This window comes from Pseudodesulfovibrio piezophilus C1TLV30 (genome assembly GCF_000341895.1).
GTDB classification, from domain to species: Bacteria; Desulfobacterota; Desulfovibrionia; order Desulfovibrionales; family Desulfovibrionaceae; genus Pseudodesulfovibrio; species Pseudodesulfovibrio piezophilus.
The window spans coordinates 1,440,001-1,459,108 of sequence record NC_020409.1; the positions used below are offsets into that span (position 1 = coordinate 1,440,001).

The 19,108-nt window shown below is 49.3% G+C and carries 17 protein-coding genes; 11 read left to right on the plus strand and 6 right to left on the minus strand.

Annotated features, from left to right (window positions below; genetic code table 11):
- Nucleotides 1–550: 550 nt before the first annotated feature.
- On the minus strand, nucleotides 551–3,115 hold the full coding sequence (locus BN4_RS17125) for an ATP-binding protein (RefSeq protein WP_162138612.1): 2,565 nt from the start codon (nucleotides 3,113–3,115) through the stop codon (nucleotides 551–553).
- Nucleotides 3,116–3,452: 337 nt separating this feature from the next.
- A complete protein-coding gene (locus BN4_RS06925) occupies nucleotides 3,453–3,662 on the minus strand; it encodes a hypothetical protein (RefSeq protein WP_041720189.1) in 210 nt (69 codons plus the stop codon).
- Nucleotides 3,663–3,925: 263 nt separating this feature from the next.
- Here BN4_RS06925 and BN4_RS17130 point away from each other — a divergent pair, with 263 nt between their 5' ends.
- The 3 genes from BN4_RS17130 to BN4_RS06940 all read left to right on the plus strand — a co-directional run bounded on the left by BN4_RS17130 (nucleotide 3,926) and on the right by BN4_RS06940 (nucleotide 8,988).
- Entirely contained in the window at nucleotides 3,926–6,106 is a 2,181-nt protein-coding gene (locus BN4_RS17130; protein ID WP_157871298.1) for a diguanylate cyclase, read from the plus strand.
- Nucleotides 6,107–6,197: 91 nt separating this feature from the next.
- A complete protein-coding gene (locus BN4_RS06935) occupies nucleotides 6,198–7,886 on the plus strand; it encodes an FAD-dependent oxidoreductase (protein WP_015414662.1) in 1,689 nt (562 codons plus the stop codon).
- Between the two features lie 166 nt (nucleotides 7,887–8,052).
- Entirely contained in the window at nucleotides 8,053–8,988 is a 936-nt protein-coding gene (locus BN4_RS06940; RefSeq protein WP_157871300.1) for a DUF2971 domain-containing protein, read from the plus strand.
- Nucleotides 8,989–9,035: 47 nt separating this feature from the next.
- Here BN4_RS06940 and BN4_RS17525 read toward each other — a convergent pair whose 3' ends face one another.
- Nucleotides 9,036–9,527 carry a methyltransferase family protein gene (locus BN4_RS17525; RefSeq protein ID WP_041720772.1) on the minus strand — a complete coding sequence of 164 codons (492 nt, stop codon included), beginning with the start codon at nucleotides 9,525–9,527 and terminating at the stop codon, nucleotides 9,036–9,038.
- Nucleotides 9,528–9,714: 187 nt separating this feature from the next.
- On the opposite strand from BN4_RS17525, the gene BN4_RS06950 reads away from it, so the two are divergent.
- From BN4_RS06950 to BN4_RS06970, 5 genes are all read left to right on the plus strand, one after another.
- Complete coding sequence (locus BN4_RS06950) at nucleotides 9,715–10,308, plus strand: TetR/AcrR family transcriptional regulator (protein ID WP_015414665.1); 594 nt, start codon at nucleotides 9,715–9,717, stop codon at nucleotides 10,306–10,308.
- 37 nt (nucleotides 10,309–10,345) lie between these two features.
- Nucleotides 10,346–11,350: a TRAP transporter substrate-binding protein gene (locus BN4_RS06955; RefSeq protein ID WP_041720190.1), complete on the plus strand. Its 1,005-nt coding sequence runs from the start codon at nucleotides 10,346–10,348 to the stop codon at nucleotides 11,348–11,350.
- A gap of 97 nt (nucleotides 11,351–11,447) precedes the next feature.
- Nucleotides 11,448–12,449 (plus strand): TRAP transporter substrate-binding protein, encoded by a 1,002-nt coding sequence (locus BN4_RS06960; RefSeq protein WP_015414667.1) that lies wholly within the window; start codon nucleotides 11,448–11,450, stop codon nucleotides 12,447–12,449.
- A gap of 54 nt (nucleotides 12,450–12,503) precedes the next feature.
- Complete coding sequence (locus BN4_RS06965) at nucleotides 12,504–12,995, plus strand: TRAP transporter small permease (RefSeq protein ID WP_015414668.1); 492 nt, start codon at nucleotides 12,504–12,506, stop codon at nucleotides 12,993–12,995.
- A 1-nt stretch (nucleotide 12,996) separates the two neighbouring features.
- Entirely contained in the window at nucleotides 12,997–14,310 is a 1,314-nt protein-coding gene (locus tag BN4_RS06970; protein WP_015414669.1) for a TRAP transporter large permease, read from the plus strand.
- Between the two features lie 215 nt (nucleotides 14,311–14,525).
- Here BN4_RS06970 and BN4_RS06975 read toward each other — a convergent pair whose 3' ends face one another.
- Together BN4_RS06975 and BN4_RS06980 are read right to left on the minus strand one after the other, a co-directional pair.
- Nucleotides 14,526–15,170 (minus strand): outer membrane protein, encoded by a 645-nt coding sequence (locus BN4_RS06975; protein ID WP_015414670.1) that lies wholly within the window; start codon nucleotides 15,168–15,170, stop codon nucleotides 14,526–14,528.
- A 149-nt stretch (nucleotides 15,171–15,319) separates the two neighbouring features.
- Nucleotides 15,320–16,468 (minus strand): glycosyltransferase, encoded by a 1,149-nt coding sequence (locus tag BN4_RS06980; RefSeq protein WP_015414671.1) that lies wholly within the window; start codon nucleotides 16,466–16,468, stop codon nucleotides 15,320–15,322.
- A 506-nt stretch (nucleotides 16,469–16,974) separates the two neighbouring features.
- On the opposite strand from BN4_RS06980, the gene BN4_RS06990 reads away from it, so the two are divergent.
- Together BN4_RS06990 and BN4_RS06995 are read left to right on the plus strand one after the other, a co-directional pair.
- Entirely contained in the window at nucleotides 16,975–17,187 is a 213-nt protein-coding gene (locus tag BN4_RS06990) for a hypothetical protein (protein ID WP_015414672.1), read from the plus strand.
- 15 nt (nucleotides 17,188–17,202) lie between these two features.
- The gene (locus BN4_RS06995; protein ID WP_015414673.1) at nucleotides 17,203–17,724 is read left to right on the plus strand and encodes a hypothetical protein; all 522 of its coding nucleotides are present in this window, start codon (nucleotides 17,203–17,205) and stop codon (nucleotides 17,722–17,724) included.
- Nucleotides 17,725–17,772: 48 nt separating this feature from the next.
- On the opposite strand, the gene BN4_RS07000 is transcribed toward BN4_RS06995, so the two are convergent.
- The gene (locus tag BN4_RS07000) at nucleotides 17,773–18,084 is read right to left on the minus strand and encodes a zinc-ribbon domain-containing protein (RefSeq protein WP_015414674.1); all 312 of its coding nucleotides are present in this window, start codon (nucleotides 18,082–18,084) and stop codon (nucleotides 17,773–17,775) included.
- Nucleotides 18,085–18,205: 121 nt separating this feature from the next.
- Between BN4_RS07000 and BN4_RS07005 the strand changes: the two genes are divergently transcribed.
- Complete coding sequence (locus tag BN4_RS07005; RefSeq protein WP_015414675.1) at nucleotides 18,206–19,108, plus strand: HD domain-containing protein; 903 nt, start codon at nucleotides 18,206–18,208, stop codon at nucleotides 19,106–19,108.

A 19,108-nucleotide genomic window follows, 5' to 3' on the forward strand; every position in this document is an offset into this window, starting at 1 on the left:
TGCTCAACCCCGTCAACCCTTTTCTGCAACTTTTTTTCGCCGCGTCCTGGATCAACTTCCCGCCCGGAGGCAGGAGAGGCAAGCTATGTTTTTCGCTTACGCCCGTCAACTACTTTCTCAACTTTTTTTCTCAGTCGAGTCTCGTGCTAACCATTCGATATTTTTAAGAAAGAGCAAGCCGCCGGTTCATCCCTTCGGGCTTTCCCGTGCGGCGAAGAGGAGTTCTAGGGTAAACACGTTCCACGGTCAAGCCCTTTTTGAAGTAAAATGACAACTTTTATGGCAACTTCACCCCTCGCCCAGGAGAAAACCCTTTGCCCAAGCCACTTCTCCTGCTTTTATTTCACTGTGAGTTTTTCAAAACAATTATTATCTGTCCACGTCTTCACCCAATTCTTGACACATGTGGCACTTTCCTTATGCATCACATATCGTTCAAGGACACTTTGGAAGGGATCTCATTTAGTCCTTATATGCCCCCCCCCATATTACCACGGATCAAGGAATCAATTCGTCTTGAACAACCGACGTCATGAAGCGTGTCCTTAAATCATGCGTAGCGGTTCTGGGCATATTGACCAAGAATTGACATCAAAGCTTCGATGCTGACTGGCTTGACCATATAATCATTCATCCCAGCCAAAAGCATTTTTTCTTTATCCCCTCTCATGGCATATGCCGTCAAAGCGACAATAGGGATTGTTTTCTTGTTCTCCCCCACTCTCCCTTCACGAATGGCCTTGGTTGCTTCCAACCCATCCATATTGGGCATTTGAATATCCATCAATATCAGGTCAAAATCCTGCTGTCTTAGAGCGTCCAAAGCCACCACACCGTCTTCAGCTATCTCAACGATACAGTGTAAATGTTTCAAGAGACCACTTGCTGCAATGCTATTGACCCGATCATCCTCAACAAGAAGTACACGGATCCCTCGTGGTAACCGCACTTGACGGCTGTCCTCCTGTTGCGCTGTTGTTGGCTCGTCATGAACTCGAAACGGCAAGGAAAAATGAAAACTCGTGCCAACACCGACTTCACTATCCACGAAAAGAGTCCCCCCCATGATGGAGACGAGATGCTTACAAATGGATAAGCCGAGACCTGCTCCCTGATATTGCCGCCTATATCCTTTACTGGCTTGCCGAAACGATTCAAACAAAGGTTCAATCTGCTCACAAGGAATGCCGATCCCAGTGTCGGTGACAGAAAAAAGGAAACGAGGCTCTCCAGATCGAAGCGGTGACAGCATATTCACATCCACACGAACAGACCCTTCCTGAGTAAATTTAAGTGCATTTCCAACCAGGTTATTCAAAACTTGTTGCAATCGGGCAGGATCACCGACCAAGACTTGAGGGATATTCTGATCAATAGATGTTTCAAGACCGACTTTCCTTTGTCCAAGCGGCACCTGAAAGAGTTCGATAACTTGTTTGACGACTTGGTGGAGATCAAAAGGTTCGGGGTGCAACCCTAATTTCCCCGCCTCAACGCGGGTCAGATCCATAATATCCGAGAGGAGACGGTTCAATCTTTGGGTTGATTCAAGAGCCGACCGGATATATTCGCCATTCTTTTTTTCCACACCATTCATCTCAATGAGTTGAAGCATTCCCATAATGCCATTGAGAGGGGTTCTGATTTCGTGGCTCATGTTTGCCAAAAACTCGGACTTCACCTGATTGGCCCGTTCGAGTTCCTCGTTAGCGAACATAATGGTTTCTTCAGCTTTTTTACGCTCTCCTATATCTTCAATTGTCGCTATGACAGGAGTCGGGACAGTATCATTATATATAGGGTTAAAAATTATCCTTAGAGATTGAGGACTCTCATCCTGTAAAAACGAATAGAGTCCTTCGTATACGGCAGGAGCCCCCCCCAACGCCGCAGCAATCATCTGACTCAGCTCCGTAGAGGTGTTTTGAATTGCATTGAACCCGAGCAGCCCCTCCCGAGACTTATCCATCAACTCGACGAACGGAGCATTGCAATCCAATACCTCCCCACTCGCACCAAACAGAATCATGCCAAGGGGAGATTTTTCAAAGAGCACTCGATGGCGTCTTTCACTTCGTTCCAAAGCTCTTTTTGATTCTCTCAATTTGATGACCATTCCAAATTGCACCACGGTGACAAGAATCAGAAGAGCCAGACCGGCACCGGCAATGATAAACTCCGTTTGATACTGAACAAAAACACTCTTGCTTTTGTTCAGAACCTCGGTCCCTTCCGGCAGTAGATGGACAGATATGCCAAATTTCTGCAGAACCTTGAAATCCACAAGATATTTATTCGCCTGAGCTCCGCCAATGATCGGCACGTCCCTGATAGGGCGCCCGTTAAGTATCTCAAAGGCGAGTGTTCCCGCAATTCTGCCTTGTTCGAAGTGCGAAATAACCTTGCCGCCCAACAGCCCCTGCCCGACGCCATGCTCCCATAGGTGGAAAACAGGAATCCGGCTCTGTTCGAGGATGAATTGACGGCTTTCGTCAAATAATTTTCCAGCCCTGTTCTTGTCTCTGTACGCTGAAAGAAGGAGGGCAACTTCTCCAGGAACCAACCCCCGCAGTTCTTCCCCGAATTCCTTCCAACTCAACTCCCCAAGGTTCAGGACTTTGAATTTTCGTTCCGGGAAAAGAGTTCTCAACCCATTGAATACACTCAAATCTCCCAAACCGCTGGGAGTTGAATCAACAAGCGCGTAGACAACCTTCGTCTTCGGAAGTATCCGCCAGACCATTTCCACGGTCTCCCGCATGGAAATGGATTCCACGACACCTGTCACATTTTCATCTGAACTCAGGGAATACGCCTTCCTAACATCATTTACTCCACAAAAAACAATTGGCTGTGAAGGGAAAAGCTCACTTCTATGTTCCAAAGCGAAATGAAGTGCAGTGTCATCCGCAGTAATGATCAGATCATATGGTACTGAAGACGAGAGTTTGAATCGCAACAGATCGAGAAACCGTGCCGAGGCATCAGTTGAAAAGAACCGCTTGCTGTCCATGAACTCGACATCCACACTCACATTCTCTGAGTCAAAGACAGACTTAACCCCTGCTATCTGTTGAAAAAAAGTAGGAAAACCGGGATGATAAGAGCTGATCATGAGAACTCTCCGCTGCTCTGCATACCCGGTGGAGGAGAAAAGCAGTATCCATGAGAGAGTCAGGAAACTCAAAAGCAGACGTATGGTAATCCGTATGATCATTGCACTCCTTTCCCGGCGGCCGTGCAGGAAAGCGCTTTGCCACAGGGACTATAGAGATATAACCGACTAAGGATATCTCATCCGTGGCAAAAATCAATACGGTTAGAATAACACCCTTCAAGGATGCTAAAAAAACAGCTCTGAATCGGTGAACAGCCCGAAAGGGATAAGGAAATTCAAACAGTCTTTCTGAAATGGAGATCAGAACAGCGGGTCATGCGCGCATCTCTTTCAATCAGGCAAATTTCTCCTGCCCCCTGGAAAGAGGTTCATGCCGAAATCCGGCCCAACATTGCTGGCAGTAATACCGACCTGCAAGAGAGCTGGCAGCGGATGAAATATCCTCTATCGGGGTAAAGCAAACCGCACAGTGACAACTCAATGCACCACATTCTTTGCGTTCACTTTCCGAGTACGGCTCTGATTCCATATAATATTCTTCCATTGCTCTCTCCTTTTTCTCAACAGAGGACTCCTACGGATACCCCTTTCGAAGACGCGATGTGTGACATTACGATGACACTTGAACAACTCATCAAAAAAATCGCATAAAAACCGACATCCCTTGCCATTGTTATCTCCCATCATGGAGCGCAAGAGTGCAGCCCCTTTCGTAAGTCTGCAAGTATTGACAACTGACCGGCAACTGGTGAGTATATCATGTGAGAAAAGATACTTTGAAAACATCAAACAAAAGAAGGCCTGCATTTGAAGAAAAGAAATAAGACTGCCAGTGGCCGCAAGGGGCACGACGCAACGAGAAATGATGCTCAAACCCCGCCCCAATGCCGAATAGGAAAGGAAATGCGTCTTGAGGATATCCCCGGTGGCCTGATTATTCTTTTTTTATCCGGTAAGATAGCCGTATGCAATCAAGCCGGAGCAACTCTTTTGGGTCGTTCTCAAGAGGAACTGTCAGGCATGGGCTTGGATGAACTGTTCCTTCAAGCAGAGGACTTCCCCCCCCTGCTGGAGGAATTGTCAAAAGGAAAGTCCCTGGAAGACCGCGAGGTCTGCTTCCAACACACTGAAAAATCCGAACACTGGTTGCGACTCAACGCTCGCCCCGGTGTTTACGAAGGAGAAGCTGCTGCTCTGCTGTCCATATTCGACATCAGCTCCCACAAGAAAACACACGAACAATTGCAACTCACGCGAGAGGAGCTTCGGCAAACACTTCGCCACCATGCCATTGATTTGGAGCAATCGAGAGAGGCCGTGCAAGCCTTGGATTGCGAACTTTCGCAAAAGAACTGCGAACTGGACAAGGCAACCAGGGAAAAGGAAGGGAAATTTCGGGCGCTTTTCAATAACAGCCATGCCGTGATGCTCCTTCTTGATGCCGAAACCGGAGAGATCAAAGATGCCAATCCGGCTGCATCCGAATACTACGGCTATTCTCTGGACGAACTGACAACCATGACTATCGCGGAAATCAATTCCCTTTCCCCCGAAGAATTCAGGGAGGAGAAAGAGCGGGCTGAAAAACGGCAGCATCACAATTCCTTTTTCAGTCACAAGCTTGCATCTGGAGAAATTCGGAGAGTCGAAGTTTTTAGTGGACCTGTGGAATATGGGGAAACATCACTCACGTATTCGATTGTCCATGACATTACCGACCGGCGGCAGGCTGAAGAACAATTGCTCCGGTTCAAACGAATCATTGCTTCCACCCCAGACCTTATCGCTCTTGTGGACAGGCAATACTATAACCGACTGGCAAATGACTCTTACCTGAAAGCCCTTGGCAAGCCCATTGAACAGGTCGTGGACAAACCCATGGAGGATGTCCTCGGCACGGACTACTTCAAAAATGAGCTTAAACCATATCTGGACAAGGCCTTTAACGGGGAAGTCGTGCAGAAAGAAAGTGTCATAACGACACACGTAAATACACGTATGCACCTTTCCATTACGTATCATCCCGTCTGCAATGCCAACGGTTCCATCGATTTTGTTTCCATTACAGCCAGTAATATTACAGAAAGAAAGCGTCATGAGGAAAAGCTCAAAATCTTTTCGGAAAGGCTGGCTTTGGCTACCGATGCAGGGAAGATAGGCATATGGGAATGGAACGCCCAAGACGGCTCGATTCTCTGGGACAAAATGATGATGCATCTCTACCAGACCGATAAAAAGAAATTTGCAGGGACGTTCGATTCATGGATGGGATATATCGGCAAAGAAGATGTGGAGCCTCTCAGAAAACAACTCATGGAGTGCTTTGAAAAGGAAACCCCTTTTGATGCCGAATTCAGAATAGTCTGGCCCGATGGTGAAATTCGCCATGTCAAGGCGGCCGCGTTGGTCAAGACACAGTCCGGGATGTCCAAACGCATGATCGGAGTCAACTGGGACGTGACGACCAAACGCAGACTGGAAGAAAAACTCCGCCATATAGCCACGACAGACTCCCTGACCGGTGCCAATAATCGACGATCTTTCATGGAACGTGCCCATGAGGAAATAGCCCGCAGCAAACGCTATGGGACGCCTTTGGCTCTCCTCTCCCTGGACATAGACCTCTTCAAACGAGTCAATGACACCTATGGACACCCGGTGGGCGATATGGTTTTGCGATCACTGGTCAAGGTCTGCCGAGAAACACTCCGGGAAACGGATATATTTTCCCGCATGGGCGGTGAAGAATTTTCCGCAATTCTGCCTGAAACAGATCTGGACTCGGCCCGTGCCACGGCCGAAAGGCTGCGGGAAGCTGTGGAAGCTGATATGGTTCATGCCGGAGCAGACACCGTCCGATATACAATAAGCATCGGGGTTTCCATACTCCAGGGAGAAAAGGACCTGCTGGACAGGCTCATGAGACGGGCGGACAAGGCTCTGTATCGAGCCAAGGAATTCGGCCGAAACCGCGTTGAAGAGGAGTAGACGTTTTCCGATTCCCCCCTTGACGATATGAGCCACGCCGCATATTCTCCCATATTGATGGCAATTTCCTTGAACTCCAGGAGAGATTATTATGAGTCCCTTATTCAAGAAAGATAAAGAAAGTGACTGGTTCCTGCCCGAGGATGTTCGCAAGCAACTGAGCAAAACCTTTGACGGTCTCAAAGGGAAAATTGTACTCGAAGTGTTCAGCAAGACCGGGGTGAATGATGAATTCTCAAGCTATATGTTCAAATTCTGCGATGATCTCGCCCGACTGACAAACAAGATCAAGGTCAAACGATTTGAAATTCCGTCCGAACGAGCCACGGAATTAGGGATTACCGCCTCTCCGACCATGTGCATCAACCCCGACGAATATCACATTCGATTCCTCGGTGCGCCAGTGGGAGAAGAAGGCAAGGCCTTTATCACCGCTATCATGCTCGTTTCTCTTAATATGCACGGGCTTTCAGAGGTCTCCATGTCTGTTCTCCAGGATCTGGATAAGGAGCGACTGGTGCAGGTTTTTGTCAGCCCGACCTGCCCGTATTGTCCCGGCCAAACCATGCATGCCATAAAATGCGCCATAGCCAAGCCCAACCTGGTTCAGGCTGAATGCGTAGAAATGAGTGAGAACCCCAAACTGACCGAGCAATTCAATATAGGGTCGGTACCGCATACTATTTTCAATGGCGGGGTCCACGACTCGCTGGGCCTGATGCCTGAAGAACGCTTCACAGTGGAATTGGTTTACCTCAAAAGTGCTGAGAACCTCCTTGAAGATGGCGACCTGCCCGGAGCCGAAGACAAAAAAGCTCCCAAACATTTCGGCACGATAGAACCTGGAGAAGTAGATCTGGTCATCATAGGAGCCGGGCCGGCCGGTCTGACCGCCGGAATCTACGCGGTCCGAGCAGGACTCAAGACCGTTGTGCTCGAAAAGAACATTGTGGGTGGCCAGGTAGCCCTGACACCTGTTGTCGAAAATTATCCAGGCTTTACCACTGTTCCCGGCAAGCAACTTATGGACATCATGGGCGAACACGCTCGTGAATATGTCCCGGTCCACGAGGGAGAAGGCGTTGAGACTATCACCATGCCTGACCCGAAAGAAGACATGCCCATTCAAGTGACAACCAACCGTGGCGCATATTCCACTAAAGCTATCATCCTGACGACCGGAGCCGCGTACCGCCAACTCGGTGTTCCGGGGGAAACCCGTTTCTTCGGACGTGGCGTTAACTACTGTGCTTCATGTGACGGATATCTCTACAAAGGAAAATCCGTCGCCATTGTCGGCGGCGGCAACACTGCCCTGACAGATGCCCTTCACCTGAAGAATCTGGGTGTCGATGTGACCATTATTCACCGACGTGAGGAATTCCGGGCACAGAAGCCCCTTCAGGATTCTTTGGAACATGAAAAGATTCCGGTTCTCTGGAACACCGTCGTCGAAGAAATAGACGGCGATGATCGCAGGGTCCATACCCTGAAGCTTCGCAATACCAAAGATGAAACAACATCGGAACTTCCTGTGGATGGTCTCTTTGTGGCCATTGGACAGGAGGCGGCCACCGATCTTGCCAAACTGCTGGGCGTCACCTTAAAGGAAGACGGATTCGTCGAAGTCGATACCCATATGCGAACGAATATACCCAGGATATACGCTGCAGGCGACCTGACCGGCGGTCTTCAACAAATTGTCACAGCCATAGGAGAAGGCTCCATCGCAGCCATGAGTGCCTTCGAAGATATCAGTCATCCATATTGGAAAGAATAATCAACTGTTAAGTCACTTTGCAGGCCGCTCCGACCTTCTGAAGACGGAGCGGCTTTTTTATGCTCTTGGGATGCCTCTCATAAAAAAAGGAAAAGAAGCGAATGAGGCCATTAAAATAATCGAGAAGATGGATGAAACAAAGTACTCTTGCTGTATGTCTCCTCCCATGAAATATCCCCTCCCCGGCTACTGTCGGATTGAGAACGACTCCACCTATCGCGCCAAATATCTGGAGGAAAACTGGCTTGAGCGATACGGAAGCCACCTGACACATTATACCTCCATGAAAGGATTGGTGGGAATCATTCAGTCCGGTGGATTCTGGCTTTCCGATCACCGCTTTCTCAATGATTCCGAAGAATATCACAACGGCCGAAAACTTGTTCTATCCATTATATCCAGGCTCTTGGACAAAAAACGACATTCCCACTTTCATCCGGTGCTGATCAAAACAGCGAGCCTGCTGGAATATGAACAGGAACCGCCACAGTATATGTGCTCCTTTTCCGTCAAGCCGGACAGCCTGGACCAGTGGCGTGCATATGCGCCAGGACAACAGGGCGTTGCCATGACTTTTGAAAATCACCCCAGAGATGGACAAAGCCACTTCATCATTCCGCACATCATGCAGATGTACCGCATAATATACTGTGACGATGTCAAAACCATGATGCTAGTGAGGACTCTGGCCAAATATTCCAAAGAATGTGCCAAGGATAGGGAAAACGGATTGGAAACAGAGGTCGATCAGTGGGCGCACTGGCTGGCCAACGCCCTAGCCTTGGAATTCATCACCTTCAAACACGCTGCCTATGAGTCGGAGGCCGAGACTCGTATGGTCGTGCCCAGTTGCAGTACGGACTTTTCCAGGAAGGTACATCATCGGGTGACAAAGAACCGCATCGTCCCTTATCTGCTCTCCACGGATCTTTACAAAGACCGCTTGGAAAAGGATACCGTTCCGCTGCTCCCCATTACTGAAATACGAGTCGGCCCGACAGCCAGCCAATTGGTCACCATGAGAAGTATAGAGGAATTCCTGAATCAGACCGGGTATGGACATGTTCCTGTTGTGGAATCAACCATCCCTTTCCGAGAATAACCTTTTCCCGTCATTTGCCCGCCCCTCTCTCGATCAGTCAAAATTTATCAAGGTGGGCCACCACCAGAAAGAAAAGGCATCAAAGCGGGTACACTGAGCCTGTACTGCTCATACTCCTGTCCAAAAATCTCTTCCAAAAACCGCTCTTCTTCCTTGCTCCAATGCTCAAAAAAGAACCAGGCAACAACGGCTGCGCCAAGCATTATCCAGATGCCGGAAGCCAATGCCACCCCAGGAAACAAAAAAAGAATCCATACTGCGTAGAGAGGATGCCGAACCAGTGAAAATGGACCTGAAGTCTCCAGGCGATTCTGCTTCACAGCTCGGACCATTGCCCTCACACTCCAAATATACCCCCCTATCCCGATAAACACCATTCCCCATCCCAGAAAACAGAGAGCCAAGGCAATAGGCGATGCGGAAAGCCTGAATACTCCGGGCCAGATCCACGCTAGAAGCACGGAAACCATAACCCAGGCACAAGACGGACGAAAGATCTTCGGACCACAACCAAAATACGATTGCCGTTGTCTATGCATGGCAAAGAATACCATACCACCACGTCATTGACCAGAAAGATGCCCCCCTCATTGCTTGACAGCCATATGGGGCCTTGCTACTTGTGCAGCACAAAAATGACCATTGGTCATTTTTCGACTCACGGTCACTTTAAGACCCGACAAACCCACCGGGGCACTCGATCCGATATTTAGGAAATCAGTTACCATGTCAAAAAAACAGCAGGAAAAATCACAGCAAACCATGACCGAACTCATGGCATCAGCCATAGAATTATTCGGGACCAATGGGTTTGTCGGTACTTCTGTTGCGGAAATAACCGAACATGCAGGGTATGCCAAAGGAAGCTTTTATCGTCACTGGAATAGCAAAGATGAGCTTTTTCTGCTGATAGTTGAACAAAAGCTCAAGCAGTATCGCCAGTCAAGGAATGGGAAGGTTCACTCAGCAAGGAATCTTGAAGAAGCACTGGATGTCATCTGGGATTTTCTTGAATCCATTACTCACGATCAGAAATGGTCAACCATATTTCTCGAATTCACGGTGTATTCAGCGCAAAGCGAGAACCTTCGCACGCGCATGAATCAATCAGTCTACCGCCTGTCCAATGATATCTTTGCCGACCTGGTACGCGAACACGTTCAAACCGACTATCCTCCCGAAAAACTGGGAGCCATAAATACGGCTCTCTTTGAAGGATATCTTATCCACCGCACCCTCGGTACTCAGGTTCTCTCCTTTGATGATGTCCGCTCCGCCGCCATCTCCCTGGCTCTCCAAAATGGCACCATACAAAATTAATTCCGGCCTGCCGGATAAGACTCCCACGAGGCATATCATGAAAAAGAGACTCCAAATCCTGCTCGTACTGACACTGGTACTCGGAACAGCCAGCCTGGCCCTTGCCGAAACAATCACCCTGAGCTACTCGAATTTCTTCCCACCCACGCACATCCAATCCAAGCTGGCCGAGCAGTGGTGCCGTGAAGTCGAAACCCGGACCAACGGCAAGGTCAAGATCAACTACTACCCAGGCAGCACCCTGACCGGAGCCAAACAGTGTTATGACGGTGTGGTCGAAGGAATTTCCGACATCGGTTTGTCCGCTCTCGCCTATACCCGAAACAGATTTCCGGTCATGGCGGCAGTGGACCTGCCGTTGGGCTATACCACCGGATCACAGGCCACGACCATAGCCAACGAAGTCTTCATAAAATTCCAGCCTCGGGAATTGAAAGATGTGCAGCCCATGTATTTCCATGCCCACGGTCCCGGACTGCTCTTCACCACGGAAAAAGTCGTGGAAACTCTCGAAGACCTCAAGGGATTGAAGATACGCGCCACAGGCAATTCAGCCAAGTTGGTCAAGGCCTTGGGCGGCACCCCGGTGGCCCAATCCATGCCCACCTGCTACCAATCCCTGCAAAAAGGTATCGTAAATGGCTCCATGCACCCCATTGAATCCAACAAGGGATGGAAACTCGCAGAGGTTGTACGCCACGCCACACTGTCTTTTCCCGTGGCCTACACCACGACCTTTTTTGTCGTCATGAATAAGGACAAATGGAATGAATTGGATGCCGGTACACAAAAGATCATCCAGGAAATCAACCAGAAGTGGGCAATCAAGCATGGCCAGGCATGGGATGAAGCCGATCAGGCCGGGAAAACCTTCTTTGAAGAGAAAGGTGGCACATTCACATCTCTGAGCACTCAGGAAGCACAACGTTGGACCTCGGCTGTGCACCCTGTGTTGAATGAGTATACCGAAGATGTCTCACGCAAGGGCATTGATGGAGCTGCTGTTATCTCATTCATCAAAACCAGAATGACCTCGAAATAACTCAAACCGACCGTTGCCTTTCACGGTGACGGCCGATTTCATATACAAGGGGGGCCATGTGCCTCCTGGGACTCTTGCACTCTTTGGAGAAAAACCAATGAAACGACTTCTGACACTCCTCACTCTTCTGCCCATGCTCTGTGCCGCCCTGCCTTTTCAGACGCAGGCGGCGACAAGACTGACCTATTCCAACTTCTTTCCACCAACCAACCACCAATCCCGATTGGCCGAGGAATGGTGCAGGGAAGTCGAAAAGAGAACCGGCGGAAAAGTCGCCATCGAATACTACCCCGGAAGCACCCTGACCAAGGCAAAACAATGTTATGACGGTGTTGTGGAAGGCATATCCGACCTGGGACTTTCCTGCCTCGCATACTCTCGGGGACGCTTCCCGGTCATGGCAGCCGTGGACCTTCCTCTGGGCTATACCTCGGCAGCACAGGCCACCGCTACTGCCAATGCCGTATACGCGCACTTCAAGCCAGCCGAACTTGATGATGTGGAGGTCATGTATTTCAACGGTCATGGCCCCGGACTGCTTTTCACTGCAACCACCCCTGTCAGAACATTGGAAGATCTCAAGGGACTGAAAATACGCTCAACCGGCAATTCCGCCCAATTGGTCAAGGCGCTGGGAGGCACTCCTGTCGCCAAACCCATGCCCGAGAACTACCAACTCCTGCAAAAGGGTGTTGTCGATGGGTCCATGCATCCTATTGAATCGAATAAATCCTTCAAACTCGGTGAAGTCTGCACGTTCGGCACAGATTCCTTTGATGTGGCGTATACCACTGTTTTCTTTATTGTCATGAACAAGGACAAATGGAATGCGCTGGATGCTGATTCACAAAAAATCATCCGGGAGATCAATACCGAGTGGGCTGTCAGACACGCCGCAGCCTGGGATGAAGCTGATGTTATCGGCCGACAGTTCCTGCTTGACCAGGGCGGCCAGATTTTCAAGCTGAACGCCGAAGAAACAGTCAGATGGAAAACCGCGGCCCAGCCCGTGATAGACAACTATATAAAGGAAGCCGATGCCAAGGGGCTTAACGGCCGGGAGATCATCGACTTTACCCTCTCCACCCTTCAAGAATAAACAACCATACGGGGAGGGATATTTTTCCTCCCCGTATCCTGCAAGGATACAATCATGGATTTGATCAAACGGCCCGGCCCTCTCGATCGTCTGGAAAAAGGCATGCGAATCGTGGCGGCGGTCAGTCTCTTCGGCATGGCGCTCCTGACCGGGGCCGACGTGGCCATGCGCGGATTTTTCAACACCCCCATCTTCGGCTCTGAAGAGCTTGTCAGTATTCTGGGAGTTATTGCCGTCGGCTTTGCCCTGCCCTACACCCATGCCCAGAAAAGCCACATCGGCGTGGAAATATTCTACCGAAAGTTTTCCCGTCGGGTCCGCTCAGGGATCAAGCTCATGACGACAACGGCAACGCTCTTTCTCATTGTCATCGTGACCTGGCGCATGACGATCTATGCCATGACACAGGCCCGAAGTGGCGAAGTCTCCATGAATCTGGAGTTGCCGGAATATATTATTATATATGTCCTGGCTTTCGGCTTTCTCGCCTACGCCGTGAGTCTACTCAAGGATATCATTCTTTTTTTCAAGGGAAGGGAGGCATAGCATGGACCCGACACTCGTTGGCATCATTGGTATCGTGATCATGATTTTCCTGTTCATGACCCGAATGCCGGTAGCGTATGTCATGATGCTGGTAGGTTTTATCGGATTTTCCATGCTCACATCATGGAAAGGTGGCCTCAACCTCATGTCAAGAAACATCTATGACGCTTTTGCATCCTATGAACTTTCCACCATTCCACTCTTCATTCTCATGGGGCAGATAGCCTTCAATAGCGGGATTTCCAAACGACTCTACAAGACGGCTTATCATTTTCTGGGGGATGTCCGCGGCGGGCTGGCCATGGCCACGGTCTCCGCCTGCACGGCATTCGGCGCGGTCTGCGGGTCCAGCCCGGCCACAGCAGCCACCATGTCCACAGTGGGTATCCCGGAAATGAAACGATACGGATATGCCAATTCCCTCGCCACGGCATCTGTGGCCTCGGGCGGCGGACTTGGCATGATCATGCCCCCTTCAGTCGTGCTCATCATTTATGGAGTCTTGACGGAACAATCCATCGGCGCACTTTTTGTGTCAGGCATTCTTCCGGCCATTTTACTGACAGCCCTGTTTGTAGCGGGAATACATATCCAGTGCCGCCTCTCCCCAGAACTGGGGCCCAAAGGCGACTCCTTCACTGGTCTCGAGAAGCTCAAATCCCTTGTCGGTCTACTGGACACCATTATCATATTCTCACTGGTCATCGGAGGCCTATTCAAAGGCTGGTTCACCCCGACCGAAGCGGCCTCCGTCGGTGTCATCGGAGTGCTGGTCCTTGCTGCCATCAAAAGACAGTTGACCTGGAAAGGATTCGTGAATTCCCTGTATGAAACACTCCGGACCTCATGCATGGTTCTGGTTCTCATAGCCGGAGCCGTGGTTTTCGGAAAATTCTTGGCTGTCACGCGCATTCCCTTTGATATTGCCAACTGGGTTTCGGCGTTCGACATGCCCCCCTTTGGCATCATGGCCGCGATCATATTCATCTACTTCATCGGTGGCTGTTTCATGGATTCGCTGGCCTTGATCATGTTGACCATCCCGGTCTTCTTCCCGGTTGTCACCAACATGGGATACGATCCCATCTGGTTCGGCATCATTATCGTCTTGATCACTGAAATGGGTGTTATCACGCCCCCGGTCGGCATCAATGTCTATGTTGTCTACGGCATGTGCCGAAAAATAGCGCCCGACGTCACTCTTGAAGAAGTCTTCAAAGGCATCCTGCCCTTTATGCTCTCCATCGTCGTAGGCATTGCTCTGCTCTTCATCTTTCCACAGATAATCCTGTTTTTGCCTGGACTTATGTATTGATCGTCTAGCTTATGAAATTGAAGAGGCTTGAACGCATATACGCATCCTCTCCAAGAGATTCACCAGGTGAATTGAAGAAACGATATAAAAAGGTCAGGATCAGATCCCCATTCCGGGATACCTGATCCTGACCTTTTAGATATGTTACAGCATGCTGACCACAACCGTTCTCTCGCCCTTTGGCAAAAGCCCGTCATGATCACGAATTTGGCGTATTAGAACTGGATACGGACACCAAGTGTCCCTTCAATGGAGAAAAGATTCTTGGCTTTAACGGTATAGTCGTTATTCGTGTCACTCCAGGAATAATCCCTGCTGTCGCCGAACTGATTGATACGGTATGTCAAATCCAGCATGATCATGTCCGTAAGCTTGTAAGCTGTTCCGGCAAAAAGACTGTAGCAAAAGTTGGATGTGGTCTCACCATCCGTATCAAGCTGCGCGATTCCGAACCCAGCTCCCAGATAAGGGATGAAATTCGTTTTGGTATAAAAATCATAGAAGATATTCAGCTGAACAGTCTGTATGTCCGTATCCATCTCAAAGGTGGCATTGTCGTCATCATGACGCATGGTGACAGTTCCGTGGTCGTAGTATTCGACCTCGGTACGCAAGGGAACCCCCTCATCAAGCCAATTGTACCCAAGAGCAGCGCCATAGTTGAAAGCACTGTTGCTCCACCCGGACTCGCTGTTGTTCGGTTCTGATGATTGGTTATGACTGAAAGACTCGTCACCCCGCATATAACCAAGCCCAGCTTTCGCTGCCACATAGAGTCCTCCGCCATCAGCCATGGCCGAAGAGCCAAAAGACATGAGCAGAAACGCCACAGCCAGACACGTCAAAAAACCTTTTTTCACAGTCCCTCCGACTCTATTCAAAGCGTCACCTTCCGTGTGATCGTATTCGCAAAACCGATTCAGACAAATTATCCGGCAAAATCACTAGCAGGCTTACCCGCAAAGCTCAATGAGGTTTCACAAGTATTTCCTTTTATCAAGGAACTATTTTACACGGCAAAAGATGCCTTCGCATAAGATGAGAAGTCAAATCCACCTTCCATCTCATCCCGGATAAGTTGCGAGACGCCCTGAGTATCCAGCCATTGAAGCAAACCGCCTTCTCGCAACATATGTGAAAAAAGGAAGAAATCGCGCCAAGAATTCCCGGAACCAGCCTTGGGAAAGGAAAAAAGCTCATGTCCCATGGCAAAAAGATCAGCTCGAAGCATGCCCCAGGCCTTGGGATACCCGGCAAAAAGGTCAACCAGAGCTGAGTGAAATCCGTTCCGAAGAGAGTCGTTTACTCTACCTCGTTGTACCAGATACTCCAGCGCATCAAAAACCGCATGGGCAAGGTAGAGTAATTCGAGGTAGTAGAAAAGTGGCTCGCCAAGTGTGTTTGCATCCTGAAAACGATCTATCATGGGTGCGACCAGTGTCCCGAAAAGATACTGAACCACATCTTCAGGAGCATGCACTTCCAATGCCTGCATCTTGACGGGCTTGTGGCACCACTTCCAAACTCGGTTGCACATGGTTGTTCGGCTTATACGCCGCTGCTGCCATGCCTTGGCACGGGCGTCGGAGTACAATGTGTACCCAAGACGCTTCAAACGGTGGCTCAAATAATGATCCTGGCAGTTGGTCTCGTCGTAAGCAGTGAAGCCACCCGCATGCTCCCAGGTGTCACGGCGAATCAAAAAAGCATTGCCGGGAATGAAATCCACGGCTCCGGTATGGCTCTGATTGTGATTATCACCAAAATGCATCAAATACCGCGAAACAAGATCATTGCCGGATCGATAGCTCAAAGCTCCGCCTGTCAGACCTATCTCCGGGACATTCGCATGGGGCAAGGCTCGCTCCAACCAATCAGCATCGACTCGGGTATCGCAATCCATAGAAAAAATGAAATCCCCTGCTGCGGCTGATATCCCGGCCCCCTTGGCGCGGGTAATGCCCTTGTTTTCTTCAAAACGAATGATACGAAGATTGTCGGGAGGATCAGGCATGGAAAAAGGAATATCCGACCCGTCATCAACGACGACAATCTCATCCGGTTGAACGGTAAAGGACTGAGCCTGCTGAATGAGTTCCTCGGCAAACTCTGCGTCATTGAACGTATATGTTATCAAACTTATGGTGGGTCCTGGCATGGCACTCCTCCCTTGTGGCTGCTGCGACTTCCACGGCCCACGCTTCGGGACCTGTTCCACAAGTCGTTGCAAAAACTATGACGATAAAGTCGTTCTTGTATCAGAGCCTTGAGAAGGAGGAGATGATATGGTGTTTCAATTGATTCTTAACTTCATCAAAATACACATATAACCTCTCGTAACCAAAGATCAATTCAGCAGAGTAAACGCAAAAAAAGAGAAGAGGCAAACATATTTGAATTTCAGCATGGGCGGCGACTCAAAAGGGGGCTGTACACCTCTGGCGATATCATATGACAAAACATTGACTGCATGAGCCTGGAATGAGATTCCAAGACTTGGAGCCATCTTCGTCATTAAAAAACCGGCTGAGGTGTCGGGATAGCAATGAAAGAAGAGGGGCATATGTTTCACGCGCATGGTAAGGAAAAGAGCTTGCCAGATGCGCCCTCTTTTGCAAAAAGCCGAAGGGCGGTGTACATAACACCTTAACTAAACGGACAAACATGACGATGAAGTTTTCGGAAATAATAAAACAACAGGGATACACACGTTATCGAGGCGCTGTGGATGCCTCGGTCTACGAATATTTCAACTGCGACTGCTCCTGGAAAGCCATCTGGTATCTCAAGGAAGGGCATTATCAATGCTGTGGCTGCAAAGAAAAATGCGAGACCTTGGACCCGGATGGATTCCAACTTTTTCTGGACCTTGGCTAGCCTAGGATAGAACGCATGCGACACTTCTTCATATTGATTTGCCTCTTTTCCGTACTGACCTTTTCATCACTTCCCGCAAGTGGATCAGAATTTCCTGATATGGACATCTGCATAGGCAAAAACATTGTGGCCCGCATCCTCTGCAAGGACGTCAGTGAAGTTGACTATGTCTCCCGTGTCCGCAAAAATATTTATCTTTTTTCTGTCTTCTACGCCAACAAGGAAGCACGGTTCTTCGTTGGAGTCTACAAGGATATGATCCGGGTGCAGGGCAAGGATTTCATGACCGTGACCCGGTCCATTCCCTATCATTTTGATGAGACATCCAAGTGCGGTATAGTGGATTATTCGGTCCCGGACTGCCCGACCTCGGAAAGAATTGTCTGTTGCTCGGAAAAAACGCTTGATGAACAACTCGATGAAAAATTCTGGGATCGTCCCATCCCGGACCTGCTGGAAGAAGACCTGCGAAATGCACTTCAGGCTGACAATGCCAGCACAGGCACTCAATCCGATACCGAACAGCCAGCACAATAGATCACAAAAAAAACACCCCTTGTACATGCGAGTATCAGGGGTGTTTTTTCAAATTCGGCGGAAATAGAGAAGCAATCCAATCCCCACTACCGTCGGATATAACGGCCACCAGACTTCATACGTCAGGCTTCCTATTCCGACCAGAAGCAGGAGCAAAAGATAACACCATGCCTCGATCAGTTTTCTGAATGACTCCCATTTGTCAGGCGGCATCCCCTGATGGGTAAAGCGAGTGAGTCGAGAGTCTGTGCGAGGCTCAAAAGTCGGAGACTGATAAGAGGACTGGAGCTTCTTCCCGCATTGTTCACAATAACGGGTTTCATCGTCGTTCTTTCTGCCGCATCCGGTACAAATAATCACGATGTCCTTATTGCTCTTTTACAGAATCAGGTCAAGAAAGTCACACAGATCCGGTTGACGATTTGCCCAAATTGTGAAAATTCACGAGCAATTATTTTACAATTCAACCCGAAACGGATTCATGCAGACGGCCATCCAACTTTATATAAGAACTCCCGAAGGCATTGACCAGGAGGTCAGGTCAATCGTCACTGCCATGTTTCCTGAAAGTGATTTTTCGACCTACTCTCAGGCTTTCGCAGATGTTCGTCGTCTTTATGCGGGATTCTATCCTGGATTTCAACAATGCGACACCCCTTACCATAACTGGCACCACACGCTGGATGTCCTGTTGGCAACAGCGCGCCTTTTACACGGTATTCACCTCGCTCGACAGGCTCTCTCCCCGCACATCGTTCAATTAACCCTCATAGCCGCTCTTTTCCATGATTGCGGCTATATCCGTCGGGAAGACGAACACACTGGAACCGGAGCACAGTTCACTTTAGACCATGTTCAGCGGGGACTGCTCCTCCTGGAAGACTATTCAGACACACACCACTGGCCGATCATGGATCTCCTTGATCTCGACTCCATGCTCCAGTGTACAGCCCCGTCCGGGACGCCGGAAACAGTGGTCTTCACCAATATTGAATCCATGCTCGCTGCGCATGTTCTGGCAACAGCGGATATCGTCGCTCAGATGGGCAGCGACATTTATCTGGAACGACTTCCCCTGCTGTTCAAGGAACTCACGGAAGGGGGCATTACGGACTTTTCCAGTGAATATGATCTCTTCACCAAAACACGCGGATTTACATCCTTTATGTGGTCAAAAATGGAATGCAGACTTTCCAACGTCATCAACTGCATGCCAGCTCATTTCAAGGAACGATACAATATCGAACATGATTTTTATTCTGAATCGGCCCTGCGAAACCTGGAGTATCTTGAAAGCATCCTCGCCCGGTATGGCAAAGAATACAGTCAAGGATTACGCCGCAGTCTGAATCGAAGCGATCATCCGATTAAACACTCCGGTTGA